General features: G+C 74.3%; 13 protein-coding genes. 6 read left to right on the top strand and 7 right to left on the bottom strand.

All coding sequences use genetic code 11. From position 1 onward, the window contains the following. Positions 1 to 6: 6 nt before the first annotated feature. The 4 genes from DEI88_RS05825 to DEI88_RS05810 form a co-directional block, all read right to left on the bottom strand. Positions 7 to 990: an XdhC family protein gene (locus DEI88_RS05825; RefSeq protein ID WP_258374971.1), complete on the bottom strand. Its 984-nt coding sequence runs from the start codon at positions 988 to 990 to the stop codon at positions 7 to 9. A 112-nt stretch (positions 991 to 1,102) separates the two neighbouring features. Further along, complete coding sequence (locus DEI88_RS05820) at positions 1,103 to 3,010, bottom strand: S9 family peptidase (RefSeq protein WP_111071669.1); 1,908 nt, start codon at positions 3,008 to 3,010, stop codon at positions 1,103 to 1,105. Then, complete coding sequence (locus DEI88_RS05815) at positions 3,007 to 4,806, bottom strand: N-acetylglutaminylglutamine amidotransferase (protein WP_111071668.1); 1,800 nt, start codon at positions 4,804 to 4,806, stop codon at positions 3,007 to 3,009. The genes DEI88_RS05820 and DEI88_RS05815 overlap by 4 nt, the downstream gene beginning before the upstream one ends. A gap of 1 nt (position 4,807) precedes the next feature. Beyond that, positions 4,808 to 7,345 carry a carboxylate--amine ligase/circularly permuted type 2 ATP-grasp protein gene (locus tag DEI88_RS05810; RefSeq protein ID WP_111071667.1) on the bottom strand — a complete coding sequence of 846 codons (2,538 nt, stop codon included), beginning with the start codon at positions 7,343 to 7,345 and terminating at the stop codon, positions 4,808 to 4,810. 176 nt (positions 7,346 to 7,521) lie between these two features. Here DEI88_RS05810 and DEI88_RS05805 point away from each other — a divergent pair, with 176 nt between their 5' ends. The 6 genes from DEI88_RS05805 (at position 7,522) to DEI88_RS05780 (ending at position 14,158) form a co-directional block, all read left to right on the top strand. After that, a complete protein-coding gene (locus DEI88_RS05805; RefSeq protein WP_111026830.1) occupies positions 7,522 to 8,490 on the top strand; it encodes a TIGR03557 family F420-dependent LLM class oxidoreductase in 969 nt (322 codons plus the stop codon). Positions 8,491 to 8,639: 149 nt separating this feature from the next. Further along, positions 8,640 to 9,629, top strand: a complete 990-nt coding sequence (locus tag DEI88_RS05800; RefSeq protein ID WP_258370104.1) for a 3-oxoacyl-ACP synthase III — start codon at positions 8,640 to 8,642, stop codon at positions 9,627 to 9,629. Next, the gene (locus DEI88_RS05795) at positions 9,626 to 12,625 is read left to right on the top strand and encodes an alpha/beta fold hydrolase (protein ID WP_258374970.1); all 3,000 of its coding nucleotides are present in this window, start codon (positions 9,626 to 9,628) and stop codon (positions 12,623 to 12,625) included. The genes DEI88_RS05800 and DEI88_RS05795 overlap by 4 nt, the downstream gene beginning before the upstream one ends. Next, positions 12,622 to 13,590, top strand: coding sequence for an NAD-dependent epimerase/dehydratase family protein (locus tag DEI88_RS05790; RefSeq protein ID WP_111071666.1), 969 nt, complete (start codon positions 12,622 to 12,624; stop codon positions 13,588 to 13,590). Before DEI88_RS05795 ends, DEI88_RS05790 begins: the two co-directional genes overlap by 4 nt. A gap of 19 nt (positions 13,591 to 13,609) precedes the next feature. Beyond that, positions 13,610 to 13,867, top strand: coding sequence for a hypothetical protein (locus DEI88_RS05785; protein WP_111071665.1), 258 nt, complete (start codon positions 13,610 to 13,612; stop codon positions 13,865 to 13,867). Between the two features lie 150 nt (positions 13,868 to 14,017). Continuing rightward, a complete protein-coding gene (locus tag DEI88_RS05780; protein WP_181441190.1) occupies positions 14,018 to 14,158 on the top strand; it encodes a hypothetical protein in 141 nt (46 codons plus the stop codon). 126 nt (positions 14,159 to 14,284) lie between these two features. On the opposite strand, the gene DEI88_RS05775 is transcribed toward DEI88_RS05780, so the two are convergent. From DEI88_RS05775 to DEI88_RS05765, 3 genes are read right to left on the bottom strand one after another with little or no spacing between them, the layout of a single operon-like run. Continuing rightward, a complete protein-coding gene (locus tag DEI88_RS05775) occupies positions 14,285 to 15,187 on the bottom strand; it encodes an ROK family protein (RefSeq protein ID WP_181434674.1) in 903 nt (300 codons plus the stop codon). 52 nt (positions 15,188 to 15,239) lie between these two features. After that, positions 15,240 to 16,217, bottom strand: a complete 978-nt coding sequence (locus DEI88_RS05770; RefSeq protein WP_111071664.1) for an N-acetylglucosamine kinase — start codon at positions 16,215 to 16,217, stop codon at positions 15,240 to 15,242. A gap of 1 nt (position 16,218) precedes the next feature. Next, the gene (locus DEI88_RS05765) at positions 16,219 to 17,382 is read right to left on the bottom strand and encodes an SIS domain-containing protein (RefSeq protein WP_111048681.1); all 1,164 of its coding nucleotides are present in this window, start codon (positions 17,380 to 17,382) and stop codon (positions 16,219 to 16,221) included. Positions 17,383 to 17,453 lie beyond the last annotated feature (71 nt).

Raw genomic sequence — 17,453 nt, 5'->3', positions numbered from 1 at the left:
ACCGGGTCAGGACGCGGTGGACGCCGCCCGCGCCGGGTGGATGTTCCCGGAGCGCTCCCGGAGCGGCCGCGCGCTGGTGGCGTTCCTCGTTGCGAGCACCTCGGCGAGGATCGACACGGCGACCTCCTCCGGGGTCTCCGCACCGAGGTCCAGGCCGATCGGCGACCGCAGTCGTGCGACGTCCGTCACGCCCAGCCCTGCGAGTTCCTGCATCCGCCGCTCATGCGTGCGCCGCGATCCCATGGCCCCGACGTACCCGGCGCCCCGCTCGAGGGCGAGCGCGACGACCTCGGCGTCGAACCGGTCGTCGTGGCTCACGACCACGACCGCGGTGTCGGCGTCCAGCCCCGCGGACGCGAGCCACGTCGGAGGCCAGGCGACCACCACCTCGGCCGCGGCGGGGAACCGTTCCGGGGTCGCGAACACCGGGCGGGGGTCGCAGACCGTCACCCGGTAACCGAGGGTCGACGCCGCGTTGGTGAGTGCGACCGCGAACTCGACCGCGCCGACGACGACCATGCGTGGTGCCGGCTCGTTGCGCTCGGTGGCGCTCCGGATGTCCGAGCACTCGTCCGGCCGGGCCACGATCGCTCCGAGCCGGGGACCCTCGAGGACCCGCGTCACGCGGGCAGGACGCCCGGCCGCGGCTCGGCGCAGGGCGTCGACGGCGACCAGGTCGTCGCGCGTGATCCGGGTCGCGAGGACCTCGACCCGTCCACCGCAGGCCAGGCCGATCGCGAACGGGTGGTCGTCGTGGCCGAAGGACTCGAGTTCCGCGACGCCGGACGCGAGGACCCGCTCGCACATCTCGTAGACGGCGCCCTCGACACAGCCCCCGGAGATGCTCCCGATCACGGTGCCGTCGACGGTGACGGCCATCGAGGTCCCGGCGCCGCGGGGCGCGCTCCCGTCCACGCCCACGGCGGTCGCGACGGCGACGGCCTCGCCTGCGTCGAGTCGGGCGAGGATCCGGTCGGCGATCTCGAACACGTGCTGGTCCTCCCGGTCGTCGTGTCGGCCGCACCCGCTCCGGGTGCGGCGGTCCGGGCCTCCCGACCCGACCCTCACAGTCAACCACCGGTGGCGGCGGTCGGCCACAGCGTCAGCCAGCGCCGAGCACGTCGGCCAGGAACCGGACCATCGTCGCGACGAGCGTCCGTCGCGACTCCCGCCGCCGGTACTCGTGCCCCTCCCCGGCGAGCTCGAGGTACGACACCGGGCGGCCCCGCTCCCGCAGCGCGGCGACGACCTGGTGCGCCTCGCCGATCGGCACGTTCGTGTCGAGTTCGCCGTGCACGACGAGCAACGGCGCGCGGACGTCGTCGACGGCCCGCATCGGCGAGAGCGCGTGCAGCAGGTCGGCGTCGTCGACCGGGTGGCCGTACTTCGTCGCGGCGGCGGAGGCGATCCACGGCTCCGTGTCGCGGTAGAACGTGGCGAAGTCGGACATGCCGCACACGTCCACCCCAGCCGCGAACACGTCCGGCGTGAACGCCAGGGAGGCGAGGGTCGCGTACCCGCCGTACGACCGGCCCGTCAGGGCGATGCGCGCCGGGTCCGCCACGCCCGCGTCGGCGAGGAACCGGGCCGCGTCGACGACGTCGGCGAGCGCCATCCACCGGCGCTCGCGGTCGTCGGCGTGCACGAACTCGCGGCCCGATCCGCTCGAGCCACGGATGTTCGGGGCGAACACCGTGATGCCCGCGGCGACCATGGCCTGGTGCTGGGGTGAGAACGTCGGCCGTTCCTGCGACTCCGGTCCGCCGTGCAGGTGGAGCATCGCGGGTCCGGCCGGTGCGAGGGGGACGCCGTCGACCTCGGCGGACCGGGAGGCGTCGCGCGCCGCCGCCGGGACCCGGTACAGCCACCCGGTGATCGGCAGGCCGTCGCGGGCGTGGAAGGTCTCGAGGGTCGGCTCGACGAGCGGCACGGCCGGCAACTCGGGCACCGCCGTCACCCGGGTCCAGGTGAGTGCGGCGGTGTCGAGCCGCCACAGCTCGCGGGGGCGGGTCGGGCCCTCCACCGCGAGGACGACGCTCCGGCCGTCGCGGCTCAGCACCGGGTCGGTCACGACGGCGCCCGGCAGGTCCGGCACGGTCGTCCGGGAGGCCGTGGCCGTGTCGACGAGGTCGAGTTCCGTCCGCCCCGCGACGTTCCAGCCGAGCAGCAAGGTGCGTCCGGCGTCGTCCGCGTCGAGGTACTCGAGGTCGGCGTCGTCGCGCCCGACGAGGACGCGGGCCTGTCCCCGCCATCCGTGCGGCCCGAGGGGCATCGCGAGGAGCTGGCGTCGCGGGAGTCCGGCCTCGGTGGCGATGTAGGCGACGAGCGGACTCGTGCCGCTCGCGGGTGCCGGGCGGAGCAGCGCGATCTCGGCGGAGCCCTCGTGCGGTGGGGTGAGGAGCGGGTGGTCCTCGTCCGTCAGGCGGTCGACGACCACGACGAACTCCTCGCCCCGCTGACCGTCGCGGAGGACGACGAGGCGTTCCTCGACGGACAGGTCGAGGATGTGGATGAGCTCCCCCACCGCCAGGTCGTCCCGCTGCCCGGTCGCCGGGTCGACGAGGTACGCGCGGGCGGGCTGCTCCGGCTCCGTCGAGGGCAGCGTGACGACGACGCGGTGCCCGCTCCGGCTCCACGGGCCGAGCTCGGCGTGCTGGTACCGGGAGCCCGCGATCTGCTGGGCGTCGGAGCCGTCCGGCCGGACCACCCACACCTGCTGCTTCACCCCGCCGTCCGTGGCCACCGCGACCGCGAGCCACGCGCTGTCGGCGGACCAGGTCACGGCGACGACGGGGTCGTCCGACAGCGGGATCCGCCGGGCCTCGGGCGGAGGGCCGTCGACCACGACGTCCTGCACGAACACCTCGGGGGTGCCGTGCCGGTCGCTGACGAACGCGACGCGTCGGGCATCACGGGTCATCGTCGGACCCCATGAACCCCACGCGTCGGTCAGGGCGTCGCCGAGCGCCACGGCGTGCGCGACGCCGACGAGATCGGTCACGTCGGTCATCGGATCCCCTGTGTCTGGAGCCACATCTCGAGCAGCGCGAGTTGCCACAGGGCGTTCGAGCCGAGCGTCGTGCGGGTGGTGTTCGGGTCGGCGAGCATCGCCGCGACGCTCGCCTCGTCGAAGATCCCGCGCTCGAGGGCCGCGGGGTCGGTGAGGGCGTCCCGCACGCGGTCGAGGTACGGCCCCTCGAGTTGCCGGATCGCCGGCACCGGGAAGTACCCCTTCGGCCGGTCGATCACGGCGTCCGGCACGATCCCCCGCGCAGCGCGCTTCATGACACCCTTGCCGCCGTCCGCGAGCTTGAGCTCGGTGGGGATCGTGGCGGCGAACTCGACGAACTCGTGGTCGAGGAACGGGACCCGCGCCTCGAGGCCCCACGCCATCGTCATGGTGTCGACACGCTTGACGGGGTCGTCGACGAGCATGACCGTCGTGTCGATGCGGAGCGCGGCGTCGACCGAGTCCTCGGCGCCGGGGCGGGCGAACGCGGCGTCGACGAACGCGCTCGGGGTGTCCTCGTCGGGCAGCCACTCGGGCCGCAGCAGGCGTCGCAGGGCCGGCCAGCGGCGGTCCATGAACACGCGCTTGTACGCCTCCGCGGCCTCGTTCCGCGGGACCCCGGCGAGCGGCGGGTACCAGTCGTACCCGCCGAGGACCTCGTCCGCGCCCTGCCCCGACTGCACGACCTTGATCGTCTTCGAGACCTCCTGTCCGAGCAGGTAGAACGCGACGCAGTCGTGCGACACCATGGGCTCGCTCATCGCGGCGACCGCGCCGTCGATCCCGGGCAGCAGGGCGTCCGAGGCGATCGGGATGCGGTGGTGGTCCGTTCCGAACGCCCGCGCGACGACGGACGAGTACACGAACTCGTCACCGGACTCGCCCCCGGCGGACTCGAACCCGATGCTGTACGTGGCGAGGTCGTGCTGGCCGGCCTCGGCGAGGAGCGCCACGACGAGCGACGAGTCGATCCCACCCGAGAGGAGCACGCCCACCGGGACGTCGGCGACCATGCGCCGTTCGACGGCGGTCCGCAGGTGCGCGACGAGGGCCTCCTGCCAGTCCTCCGGCGTCCAGTCCGCCCGTGCGGGGTCCCGGGTGAACGACGGCTCCCAGTACCGGGTGTCGCGCGCGGACCCGTCCGGCTCGACCACCCGGACGGTCGCGGGCGGGAGCTTCTCGATGCCCGCGATGATCGTCCGCGGCGCGGGGACGACCGAGTGGAACGTCATGTACGAGGCGAGGGCGACTCGGTCGATCGACGTGTCGGTGTCCGCGCCGGCGGCCTCGCCGCCGCGGAGGAGCGCCGGCAGCGTCGATGCGAACCGGATGCGGTCCCGCGTGTGCGACACGTATATCGGCTTGATGCCGAGCCGGTCGCGGGCGAGCACGAGCCGCCCCGAGCGGTGTTCCCAGATCGCGACCGCGAACATGCCGAGGAACCGGTCCACGAACGCGGTGCCCCACTCGGCGTACGCCTTGAGCACGACCTCGGTGTCCGACGTCGACGCGAACGTGTGGCCCGCGGCCCGGAGCTGTTCGCGCAGCTGCGGGTAGTTGTAGACCATCCCGTTGAACACGATCGTGAGCCCGAGCGCCGCGTCGACCATGGGCTGGGCGCCGGCCGACGACAGGTCGACGATCGACAGGCGCCGGTGCCCGAGCACGACCGGCCCCCGTGCCCACAGCCCGTCGCCGTCGGGGCCACGGTGGGCCTGGCAGGCGGACATCGTGGCGACGACGCCGACGTCCGCCGGACGGCCGTCGAACCGGAGCTCTCCCGCGAGTCCGCACATGTCAGTCCCCTCCCACGATCCACGTGTCCTTCGCTCCGCCGCCCCGGGACGAGTTGACGACCATGCTGCCCTCGGGCGCCACCCGGGTCAGCGCGACGTCGGCGAGGTGCGCCTCGTCCGCTCCGGTCCCCGTGAGGTACACGAACGCGCGGAGGTCGACGTGCCGGGGTTCGAGCCCGGCGGGCGTGAGCGTCGGGTGCGAGGACAGCTGGACGACCTCCTGCGCCACCCACGCCTCGGGAGCGGCGGCGATGGCGGTCCGCCGGTCGGCGACCTCCTCCGCGCTGGCGCTCGGTCCGATGAGCACACCGCGGCCGCCCTCGCCGTCGACGGGCTTCGTCACGAGCTCGCCGACGCGCTCGAGGACGGTGAGGCGCTCCGACTCGTCCCGCGTCCGGTACGTCGGCACGGACTCGAGCAGCGGTCGCTCGTCGAGGTAGTACCAGATGAGGTCGGGCACCGAGACGTACATCGACTTGTCGTCCGCCAGACCGTTGCCCGGGCCGTTCGCGAGGAACACGTCCCCCGCGGCGGCCACCGCGACGACGTGCTCGCCGAGGTCCGGGTCGGCGTCGTTCGTCATGTCGACCACCTCGCCGTCGATGCGGATCAGGAGGGCGTCGACGACGCGACCGGTCGATCGCTCGACGACCCGGTCCTCCCGGACGGCGACGTCGTCGGGGGTGAGCAGCAGCATGCCGGCCTCGTCCGCGAGCGTGTGGTGTTCGTACCAGGCCGCGCTCGACGGCCCGCTCGTCAGCACCGCGAGCGTCGGGTCCGCGACGCCGCGGGCGCGTGCCGGGGCGGCCAGGGTCGCGCGCAACAGCGGCAGGACGCTCCGTGCATCTCGGAGCCCTGTCGGGCGAGGCGCGTCCGGCAGGACGTCGTCGATGAGCCGCCGCACCGCGAGCGCGTACGCCACACCGCTCGGTGAGCGGACGTTGTCCTCGAGGACCCGCCATCCGCCGAACTCGTTGCGGACGACGTCGAACCCCTGCACCGCGGCCCGGACCGTGCCCGCCGGCAGCCGCGTGGCCTCATCGCGCCACCCGGCCGCGCCGACGACGTCGGACTCGCGGAGCACACCGTCGGCGACGATCCGCCGATCGCCGTACGCGTCCTGGAGGAACGCCTCGATCGCGCGTGCCCGTTGCGTCAGCCCGCGCTGCAGCTGGCCCCACTCGTACGGGTTGACGATGCGCGGGACGAGGTCGCAGTGGAACGGCTGCCGGGCACCACCGACGACGAACCCGAGCTGCTCCCGCTCCGTCCACGCGTCGCGGGCGGCGCACCGGGCGAGCGCCTCGTCGTCGTCCCACCTACGGAGGTACCCGGCGAGGTCGCGGAAGACCGGGCGCGGGAAGGCGCCCGGACCGACCGCCTCGTCGCCCGCGCGCACGTGGTAGCCGGGGATGGCGACCGCGCGCTCGTCGGCGCCGACGTCGGGATCGCTCCGGGACTCGCGGACCACCAGGTCGACGACGTCGTCGAGCTCCCCGCGTTCGGCGTACGCCGTGCGCTGCCGGTCCGCCGAGTTGCCGCGGGCCAGGGTCTCCTCGACGAGCGTCCCGACCAGGCCCCAGTCCCCGAGCTCCTCGAGCTGCGGACGGAGGCGGTCGACGAGCTGCCGCACCGCCACGTGAGCCGGGAGCCGCTCGGGGTGTTCGCCGAGCCCGACGAGCTCGCCCGACAGGCCGCCACGGGCCGCCTGCCACATCGCCGCCCGGTGCAGGGGTTCCCGGCGGGGGTGCCACTCGTCACCGCGCTCGATGTCCTGCTCGGCGTGGCGGACCGCGGCGCGGAACAGGCCCGCGATGAGCACGGCATCGTCGACGATCGGCGTCGCGTCGCACACCCGCAGCTCGAGCGTCGGGGCGTGCGAGGACGGCCGGACGTCGAAGTACGCCATCTTGGAGTCGGCGATCACCCCGCTCGCGATGAGGTCCTGCAGCATCCGGTCGTACTCGGCCGCACTCGTCATCCGGCCGAACGACCCCGCGGTGGGCCAGCGCTGCCAGATGATGCTGCGGATGCTCGCGTACCCGGTGTCCTGGCCGTTCCAGTACGGGCTGCTCGCGCTCAGGGCGAGCAGCACCGGCAGCGCGGGGGCGACCCGCTGGGCGATCTGCACCGCCAGGTCGCGGTCGCTCACGCCGACGTGGATCTGCAGCCCGCAGATGAGCTGCTCGTCGACGAGCATCCGGTACTGCTCCTGCATGCGCCCGTACCGGCCGGTCGACGTCAGCTCGAAGTCGGCGAACTCCGAGCGCGGTGCCGTCCCGACGCTCCCGATCGCGAGCCCGTGCGGGGCGATCGCCGCCGTCAGGTCCGTCCGGAGCCGGACGATCTCGGTCCGGAGGTCCGCGAGGTCCCGCACCACCGGCACGTTCGTCTCGATCGTCGTCCGCTGCAGCTCGGCACCGTACCGGTCGGGCGGCAGGCCCGGGAGGAGCTGGGGGGCCTTGGCGGACAACCGCCCTGTCTGCAGGTCGATGAGGTGGAGCTCTTCCTCGGCGCCCAGCGTCAGCTCTGCACTCATCCCTGCACGCTACGCGGGCGGCGTGTCGGTGGGGTGTCCAGGCCGTGTCGGCGGTGTTTCCCCGATCCCGGCCCCGCGGAGCACCCGCGGCACCCGATCCGCGGCGGCAGGATGCGCGCTCGCGGCCGTCGAGGCGTAGACGAGGAAGCCGGACACCGCTGACGAGGAGCACCCTGATGACGAACTTCGGCTACACCCTGATGACCGAGCAGAGCGGCCCCCGCGAACTCGTCCGGTACGCGCAGAAGGCCGAGGACGTCGGGTACGACTTCGAGGTGTCGAGCGACCACGCCTTCCCCTGGCTCGAGAGCATGGGGCACGCCCCCTACGCCTGGACCGTGCTCGGCGCCGTGGCGCAGGTGACGAGCACGGTCGAGCTCATGACCTACGTGACCTGCCCGACGATCCGGTACCACCCGGCCGTGGTCGCCCAGAAGGCCGCGACGCTCCAGATCCTGTCCGAGGGCCGGTTCACGCTCGGGCTCGGTGCCGGCGAGAACCTCAACGAGCACATCGTCGGGGAACGCTGGCCCGCGGTCGGCGAACGACAGGACATGCTCGAGGAGGCCATCCACATCATCCGCGCGCTCGAGTCCGGTGACGTCGTGACGTGGGAGGGCACGCACTTCCGCGTCGACCAGGCGAAGCTCTGGGACGTCCCGGACGGCGGGGTCCCGATCGGCGTCGCGGTGTCCGGCGCGAAGGGCATCGAGCGGTTCGCGCCCCTCGGCGACCACATGATCACCACCGATCCCGTGCCCGAGCTCGTGCAGGGGTGGGACGAGCACCACCAGGGCGCCCCGTCACGCAAGATCGGCCAGATCCCGATCTGCTGGGACCCCGACGAGGACGCCGCGGTCGCGCGGGCACACGACCTGTTCCGCTGGTTCGCCGGCGGCTGGCACGTCAACGCGGACCTGCCCACCCCCGCGTCGTTCGACAGCGCCAGCCAGTTCGTGCGTCCCGAGGACGTCGCGGAGTCGATCGCGTGCGGCCCCGACCTCGACCGACTCGCCGAGAGCGTGCGGCCGTTCCTCGACGCCGGTTTCACCGACATCGCGATCGTCCAGGTCGGCGACGAGGGTCAGGACCGGTTCCTCGACGAGGCCGCCGGTCCCCTCCTGGAGAAGCTCCGCGCGCTGTGACGACCGTCGACGCGCACACCGCCCAGCGGGAGGGGTGCATCATTGATGAGGTGTCAACCGTCACAGACCGCCCCGCAGCCACCCCAGAGACGCGCCGGGCCGACCTCCCCGCCCCCGGCAACGCCACCACCCGTCACGAGAACGTCGGCCTGCTCGCCGTCGCCACCACGATCGCCGATCGCGTCACGACGTCCGCGGACATCGAGGAGCGCCTCCACCCCGTGCTCCGACGCCTCCGCCTCCCGAAGGGCCTGCTCGAGCGGGTCGCGGGCGTCAAGGAGCGTCGGAACTGGGGCCCCGAGCAGAGCTTCGACGAGGCCGCGATCGACGCCGCCCGCCGGGCGCTCGCCGAGGCCGGGGTCCGTCCGGACCAGGTCGGGCTGCTCATCAACACGTCGGTGACCCGCCCGCACCTCGAGCCGAGCGTCGCGGTCCGCCTGCACCACGGACTCGGGCTGCCGACGTCCGCGATCAACTTCGACATCGCGAACGCGTGCCTCGGGTTCGTCAACGCGATGAGCGTCGCCGCGGGCATGATCGACTCCGGTCAGATCCAGTACGCGGTCGTCATCGACGGCGAGGACGCCGACCAGGTCCAGCTCAACACGATCGCGCGACTGAGCGAGGGCGGTCGGAACCGCAAGGACTTCATGAGCGAGTTCGCGAGCCTCACCCTCGGGTCCGGTGCCGCGGCCGCCGTGCTCGGCCCGATGGACGTCCACCCGGAGGGGCACCGCATCCACGGCGGCGTCACCCGAGCCGCGACCCAGTGGTACGACCTCTGCGTCGGCAGCGTGGACGGCATGTTCACCGACGCCAAGGCCCTGCTCCGCGGCGGCGTCGAGCTCGTCGTGTCCGCCTGGAACGAGGCCAAGCGCGACTGGAGTTGGGGCGGCATGGACCGCTACATCTTCCACCAGGTGTCGGACATCCACATGAAGGCGATCGTCGAGGCGATCGACATCGACCGCGACCGCGTCCCCGTGACCTACTCGCGGTACGGCAACGTCGGTCCGGCGTCGATCCCGATCACCCTGGCCGAAGAGGTCCAGGCCGGCAACGTGCGGCGCGGCGACCGCGTCCTGCTCGGCGGCGTCGGCTCCGGCCTCAACACCGCCATGATGGAGATCGACTGGTGAGGTCCGGCCTGCCGCGCGCCGCCGCGGCGACCGCGCCCGCCGCGCTCCCCCCGCACCTCCCCGGACTCGACCCCGCCTGGTCGCGCCTCGTCGCGACCCCCGCGGTCGGGCCCGAGCACGCGCCGGGAGGCCCGTCACCCGCCACGCGCACCTGGCACCTGCTCGACAACGCGGGACAGCTCGCCGAGCTCGGGGTTGAGCCCGTCGGCACCGTCCTCTGCGTCCACGGGAACCCGACCTGGTCGTACCTCTGGCGCAGCGTCCTCACCGCCGCGACCGAGACCGCCCGGGCCGGCGGTCCGGCCTGGCGCGTGGTCGCCGTCGACCAGCTCGACATGGGGTACTCGGAGCGGAGCGGTGTGCCCCGCGGACTCGCGCAGCGCGTCGCGGACCTCGGCGCCCTCACCGACGAACTCGGCCTCACCGGTCCCGTCGTCACCCTCGGGCACGACTGGGGCGGCGTCGTGTCCCTCGGCTGGGCCGTGGACCACCCGGAGCTGCTCGCCGGCGTCGTCGTGTGCAACACCGCCGTGCACCAGCCCGCCGACGCCCCGGTCCCCGCGCCGCTCCGGCTCGCCCTGCGGCCGTCCGTGCTCGGGCGCGCGACGGTCCTGACACCCGGGTTCCTCGAGACGACGCTCGCGATCGCCCACCCGCCGCTCCCCGCTCCCGTGCGCGACGCCTACCGTTCGCCGTACCGCGGAGCCGACCGACGGGGCGGCATCGGCGGGTTCGTGGCGGACATCCCCGTCGACGACCGCCACCCGAGCGCCGTCGACCTCGACCGCATCGCCGAGGGCGTCCGCGCGCTCGGCGTCCCCGCCCTCGTGCTGTGGGGCCCGCGCGACCCGGTGTTCCTCGAGCGCTACCTCGACGACCTGGCGACGCGGATGCCGCGCGCCGACGTGCACCGCTTCGAGGGCGCCGGACACCTGCTGCCGGAGGACGTCGACGTCGCCGGGGCCGTCCTCGCGTGGCTCGGCGACCGTCTGCCGGACGGGCAGGAGCCCGCCGCGGCGACTGCGGGCCTCCCGGCCGATGCCGATGCCGACATCGACACCGACGCCGGTGCGGGCCTCCCGCCCGACGCCGACACCGACACCGACGCCGACGTGAGCCGCCCCGTGTGGGCGGCCCTCGACGAACTCGCCGACGCCGACGACGTCGCCCTCGTCGAGATGGCGCCCGGCGGCGGCCGTCCCCCACGCTCCGTCAGCTGGCGGCTCCTGAGCCGTCGCGTCCGCGAGATCGCCGCCGGCCTGGCCGACGCCGGGGTGCAGCGCGGCGACCGCGTGTCGCTCCTCGTGACGCCGGGCGCCGACCTGACCGCCGTGCTCTACGCCTGCGTCCGCATCGGGGCGGTCGTCGTCGTCGCCGACGCCGGCCTCGGAGTCCGCGGGCTCACGCGGGCCGTGCGCGGCGCCCGACCGGACTGGCTCGTCGGCGCGCTCCCCGGGCTGACGGCCGCCCGGGCGCTCGGCTGGCCGGGTCGGCGCATCGCGACGCCGTCGGTCCCCCCGGCGGCCCGTGTCGCCCTCGGCGTGGAGCACACGCTGGGGGAGCTCGCCAGGCGCGGCGCGGCGCGGCTCCGTGCCGGGGTCGCGCTGCCCGCGGCACCCGCACCGACGGACACGGCCGCGGTGCTGTTCACCTCGGGATCGACCGGACCCGCGAAGGGCGTCGTCTACACGCACGCGCAGCTCGCCGCCGTCCGGGACGCCCTCGCGACGCAGTACGGCGTCGGCGTCGGCACCGGGCTCGTGGCGGGGTTCGCGCCGTTCGCCCTGCTCGGACCCGCGCTCGGCGCCCGGTCGGTGACGCCCGACATGGACGTCACGGCGCCCCGGACCCTGACGGCGCGCGCGGTCGCCGCTGCGGCCGCCGCCGCCGCCCCGCCCCTCCGCGAGATCGCAGTCGTTGCCGCTCAGACCGGGTCGGGAACGGCAACGACTGCGATCTCGGCGGAAGGAACCGGGGGGACCGAAGGGACCGGCCGGACCAAGCCCAGCGGCGAGGGCGTCGTCGTGTTCCTGTCGCCGGCGGCGCTCGCCAACGTCGTCGCCACCGCCGATGCGCTGACCGCCGAGGACCACGCCGCGCTCGGACGCGTCCGCCTGTTCCTGTCCGCGGGCGCTCCCGTGCCCGAACCGCTCCTCGCCGAGGCCGCTCGACTCATGCCCGCCGCGAGCGCCCACACGCCGTACGGCATGACCGAGGGGCTGCTCATGACGGACATCGACCTCGCGGGCATCCGAGCCGCCGCGGTGGGCCCCGCCCACACCCCGGCGAGATCGCAGTTGTCGCCGGTGTCGCAGGGGTCAGAACGGCAAGGACTGCGATCTCGCGGAAGGGGGGCCGGGGCCGGGGCCGGGACCGGTGGGGGCGTGTGCGTCGGGAGGCCCGCCGCCGGTGTCGCCGTTCGCATCGCATCCCTCGACGACCTCGGCGCGGCGACGGGTCCCCTCGGCACGACACCGGAGGTCACCGGCGAGATCGTCCTCGCTGCGCCGCACGGCAAGGACCACTACGACCGGCTGTGGCTGACCGACCTCGCGGCGCGACGGCAGGTGAGCACGGACCGTCGCTGGCACCGCACCGGCGACGTCGGACACCTCGACGCCGACGGACGCCTCTGGGTCGAGGGGCGGCTCCCCCACGTCGTCGCCACCGCGTCGGGCGTCGTCACCCCCGTCGGACCGGAGCAGCGCATCGAGTCCGTGCCGGAGGTCGACCGCGCGGCCGTCGTCGGCGTCGGCCCCGCCGGGACGCAGCAGGTCGTGGCCGTCGTCGAGACCACCCCGGCGGCGCGACGGCCGCACCTGGCCGACCCCGCGCTCGCGGAGCGGGTCCGGGCGACCGTCGACGTGCCGCTGGCGGCGGTGCTGGTCGTGCCGCGCCTCCCGACCGACATCCGACACAACTCGAAGATCGACCGCACGCGCGTGGCGCGCTGGGCCGCCGGCGTGCTCGCGGGGGGCCGGATGGTGCGACCGTGAGGGTCCTCGTGACGGGCGCGAGCGGGTTCCTCGGCCGCGCCGTGGCCGCCGCGGTCCGCGACGCCGGTCACACGGTGCACACCTTCCAGCGGCGCCCGTCCGGCGTCCTCGGCCTGGAGGACCGGCTCGGCTCCCTGACGTCGGCCGCCGACGCCGAGGCGGCCGTCGCCGACACCGACGCGGTCGTGCACCTCGCGGCGAAGGTGTCGCTCGCGGGCGACCCCGCGGACTTCGCGCGCGTCAACGTCGAGGGGACGCGGACGTTGCTCGCGGCGGCCCGCTCGGCGGGGGCGTCCCGGTTCGTGTTCGTGTCCTCGCCCTCGGTGGCGCACGCCGGCGCCTCGATCGTCGGGGACGACGCCGCGCCCGCCGATCCGTTCCGCGCACGTGGGGACTACGCCCGCACGAAGGCGCAGGCCGAGCTCGCTGCGCTGGCGGCCGACGCTCCCGGGTTCGCCGTCGTCGCGGTGCGCCCGCACCTGGTGTGGGGTCCGGGCGACACCCAGCTCGTCGGCCGGATCGTCGAGCGCGCCCGGACGGGGCGGCTGCCGCTGCTCGACGCCGGGGCGGCCCTGATCGACACGACGTACGTCGACAACGCGGCGAGCGCCATGGTGGCCGCACTCGACCGGGCCGAGGACGTCCACGGCAACGCGTACGTCGTCACGAACGGCGAGCCACGCCCGGTGGCGGAACTCCTGGCGGGGATCTGTCGGGCGTCGGGCGTGCCGGCGCCGACGCTGCACGTGCCGGCGGGACTCGCCCGGGTCGCGGGGTCCGCCGTCGAGGCGCTGTGGCGCGTCCGCCCCGGGCGCGACGAGCCGCCGATGACGCGGTTCCTGGCCGAGCAGCTGTCGACCTCGCACTGGTTCGACCAGCGGCGGACCCGGGCCGACCTCGGGTGGACGCCCGCGGTGTCGCTCGACGAGGGGTTCCGGCGGCTCGCGGCCGTGCCCGGGCGTTGACCTCTGGTTGACTCGTCGGGTGTCCCGACGTCGACGCCCGCTGGCCCGTCTCCTCGCGGCGGCGGCGGTGCTCCTGGTCCTCGCGGGCACCGCGGTCCTCGTCCTGCGCGTCCATGCGTCGCGCGAGGGCGGTGCCGTCCGGTACAACACCAGCCGCCCGCCCCTCGTCGATGCGGTCCAGGTCGACAACGCGCTGGCGACCCTGGCGCTCCTGCTCGTCCTCGCGGCGGTGGTCTGCCTCGTCGTCGCAGCGGTGCGGGCGCTCCGGCGGCGCTGACGCCGCGACCGAACCGGGTTCCGGACATCCCGCCGCGCATCGGCGCGGCTCGTCGTCCGTACTGCGGCTCAACGCCCGCGATGGACCGTGACGGGAGCACGCGGGAGGGGCTAGCCTCGCGATCACCACGAGGGGGCAGTCAGCATGCGGATGATCACCATCGCAGCACGAACGGCAGCGTGGCTGCTCAGCACCGCCGCGAAGACGGTCGGCGGGATGCACGGCGTGAAGCCGTTGGCCGACGAGTCCGCCGCGGCACTGTACCGACGACGGGGCGACTACCGGCCGTAGCGCGTCGGGCGGGCGCGGGGCTTCCGGAAGGGCGCGCGCCGACGACGACTGCGCTGTCGTCGCGACGGCGCAGTCGTCGTCCAGGCGCGCAGTCGTCGTCCAGGCGCGCAGTCGCCCGGGGTTGGGTCAGCGCTCGAGCGTCAGCGCCGCCGCGACGGCCCCGAGCACGCCCGAGTGGTCCCCGAGCGCCGGCTGTGCCAGGAAGTCCGGTGCGTCGAGCGACGCGGCGTGCCCCGCGCCGGGCCCACCGGACAGGATCGGCAGCTGCGCCCGCACGGCGTCGAACAGCCCCGGGGACTTGAGCACCCCGCCGCCGACGACGAAGCGCTGCACGCCGGCGGTGATCGCCGCCGTGAGGGCGAGCTGCGCGATGTAGGAGCCGAGCATCTCGTAGGCGAGGGCCTGCTCCTCCGGGTCGGTGAACGAGGAGGCGTCGTGTCCCCATCGGCCGAGCACGGCCGGCCCGGACGCGAGCCCCTCGAGGCAGTCGCCGTGGAACGGGCAGCTGCCGACGAAGTCGTCCTGCGGGTGCTTGCGGACGATGACGTGCCCCATCTCGGGGTAGCCGTTGCCGTGCAGCAGTCGGCCGCCGAGCGCGAGGCCGACGCCCACGCCGGTCCCGAACGTCGCGTACCCGACGCGGTCGACGTCGCGCCCCGCGCCCCAGGTCGCTTCGCCGAGGGCCGCGCTGCCCACGTCGGCCATGATCACGGTCGGGACCCGGGAGGCCAGGGGGATCCGTCCGAGCAGGTCCTGGTCCGCCCATCCCGGCTTGGGCGTCCCGGTGACCCAGCCCCAGCGGTCCTCGGCGGGGTCGACGTTGACGGGGCCGAACGACGCCACCCCGAGCGCGGTGACCGGCTCGGACGACGACGCCTCGGCCTCGTCGAGGAAGGCGTTGATCGCGGTGGTGGTCTCGTCGGGCGTGGTCGTGGGGATCCGGGTCGTGCTGAGCAACCGCTGGGGGTCGTCCTCGGAGACCACCCCGCAGATGACCTTCGTCCCGCCCGTCTCGATGCCTGCGATCACGTGTCTTGACTCCTTCGTCGGCGATGGGCGCCGTGCTGCGTTCGAACGCCTCTCAGGATGGCATGCCCGCGGGGGCCAGTCGCGCCAGCGCGGCGGGGTCGAGCGGATGGCCGGCGGTCTTGGCCGCGTAGAGCGCTGCCCCGACGTGGGACGAGAACCGGGGCGTACGGAGGTCGTACGCGGTCACGCTCGCGTCGAGGAGGGCCGCGAACCGTGACCGGACAGCCTCCGCACGGAACACCCCGCCCGACCACGAGACGGGCACGGACTCCCCCGCGGCGAAGCCGAGCTGCCGCGCCGTCGCCTCGACGAGCTCGACGAGTTCGGTCGCCGCTCGGTCGAGGATCGCGGTGGCGGTCGCGTCCCCGTCCTCCGCCGCACGCGTGACCGTCGGTGCGAGTGCGGCGATGCGACCGCGGCTTCGGCCCCACTGACGGAACACGACGTCGACGAGGTCGAGGTCGTCCTCGACCACGGCGACCGTGCGGATCCGCTCGTGCAGGAGGGTGCGCGGCGCCCGACCGTCACTCATCCTGCTGAACGCGGTGAGGGCCTCCAGACCGATCCAGTACGCCGAGCCCTCGTCGCTGAACAGTTCGCCCCATCCGCCCACGCGGACACCGTGCCCACGCCGCTCGCCGTACGTGATGCTGCCCGTGCCGGCGACGACGTTCACGCCGTCCTCACCGCCGAGCGACCCCGCCCACCCGGCGACGGTGTCGTTGCCGCACCGGTAGCGGTCGTGTCCGAGCGCGACCGCGGGGAGCCGGTCGAGCAGCGGGGTGTCGTGGCTCGACTCACCGTGCCCGGGGAGCGCGAAGAACGCGTGGTCGACGTCGGCGGGCGTGATGCCGGCCTGGGCGGTGACGGCGGCGACGCCCTCGACGAGCACCTGCTCGACGCGGTCCATGCCGTGTTCGAGGTGGTAGCTGCTCGATCCCTCGACGACGCCCTGCTCCGCGCCGTCGTCGCCGAGCAGCACGAACGCGGTCTTGGTCCCGCCGCCGTCGACCCCGAGCCAGTGGGCCACGTCAGCGCTCGTCCGCGACGGGAGCGAGCGGGTGGATGCGCACGCCCTGCACGACGCGGTTCACACCGCCGCCGGGGAACGGGTTGTCCGGCGTCGTGCCGACCTGGAGCGCGAACGACAACGCGAGGATCTGCGCCGCGACGATGTCGACGAGCGCGAGGAACCCGTCGTCGATCGTCTCGAGGCCCGGCAGCGCGATGCCGTCGACGTCCTCGCCGGGCAGCGCGCCGACGGTGAGGACCCGCTCGGCCCCGAGCGCCGAGCGGAGTTCCCGCACGATGTCGAGGTCGTAGCCGCGCGTGTAGGGGTCGGTCGACGGGAACACGATCGCCAACGTCTCGTCGTCGAGCACCGCCTTCGGTCCGTGCCGGAAGCCGAGCGAAGAATCGTGGTAGCTCACGACCCGCCCCGCGGTGAGCTCGAGGACCTTGAGCGCGGACTCCTGCGCGAGGGCCGCGAGCGGCCCGCTGCCCAGGTAGACGAGGCGGCGGACGCCCGCTTCGGCGAGCGCGGCGATGCCGGGCCACCGGTCGTCGATCACGGTCTGCGCCGCGTCCGCGAGCAACGTGACGCGATCGGGGGCGTCACCGAGGAACACGAGCAGCGCGCTGAGCATCATCGACGTGAAGCTCGACGTCATCGCGAACCCGGCGTCGTTCGAGGCGGCCGGCATGTGGAGCACGAGGGAGTCGTCGCGCTGCTCGTGCTGCCGGGCGAGGTCGCCGTCGGCGTTGCAGGTGATGACGAGGTGGTGGGTGTGGGCGAGTACCTGGTCGGCGAGCTGCGTGGCGGCGACGCTCTCGGGGCTGTTCCCGGACCGCGCGAACGACACGAGGAGCGTGGGGACGTCCTCGGCGAGGTAGTGGTGCGGGTTCGACACGAGGTCGGTGGTCGCGATGCTCTCGACGCGGCGGCCGGTGGCGCGAGCGATCGTCGGGGCGACGACACCACCGGCGAACGCGGAGGTGCCCGCACCGGTGAACACGATGCGGAGGTCGGGCAGTGCGAGCAGGGGGCCGAGGAACGCGTCGACCTCGTCACGCCGGTCGGTCAGGGTCGCGGCTGCGTCGCGCCAGACCGCGGGTTGCTGGCGGATCTCGCGGAACGTGGCTTCGGCGCCCGCCGTGACCGCGTGCTCGGTGGCGTGCGGTTGGGTGTCGGTCATGTCGGTCTCCAGACGTCGATGGTGCTCCGCCGCACCCGTGCGGGTGGGCGGACGATGGTGGTGGTTCGGTC

This window comes from Curtobacterium sp. MCBD17_003 (assembly GCF_003234885.2).
In the GTDB taxonomy this organism is placed as follows: domain Bacteria; phylum Actinomycetota; class Actinomycetes; order Actinomycetales; family Microbacteriaceae; genus Curtobacterium.
The sequence above is the reverse complement of the archived record's forward strand: the minus strand, read 5'-3'. Positions and strand labels throughout refer to the sequence as shown.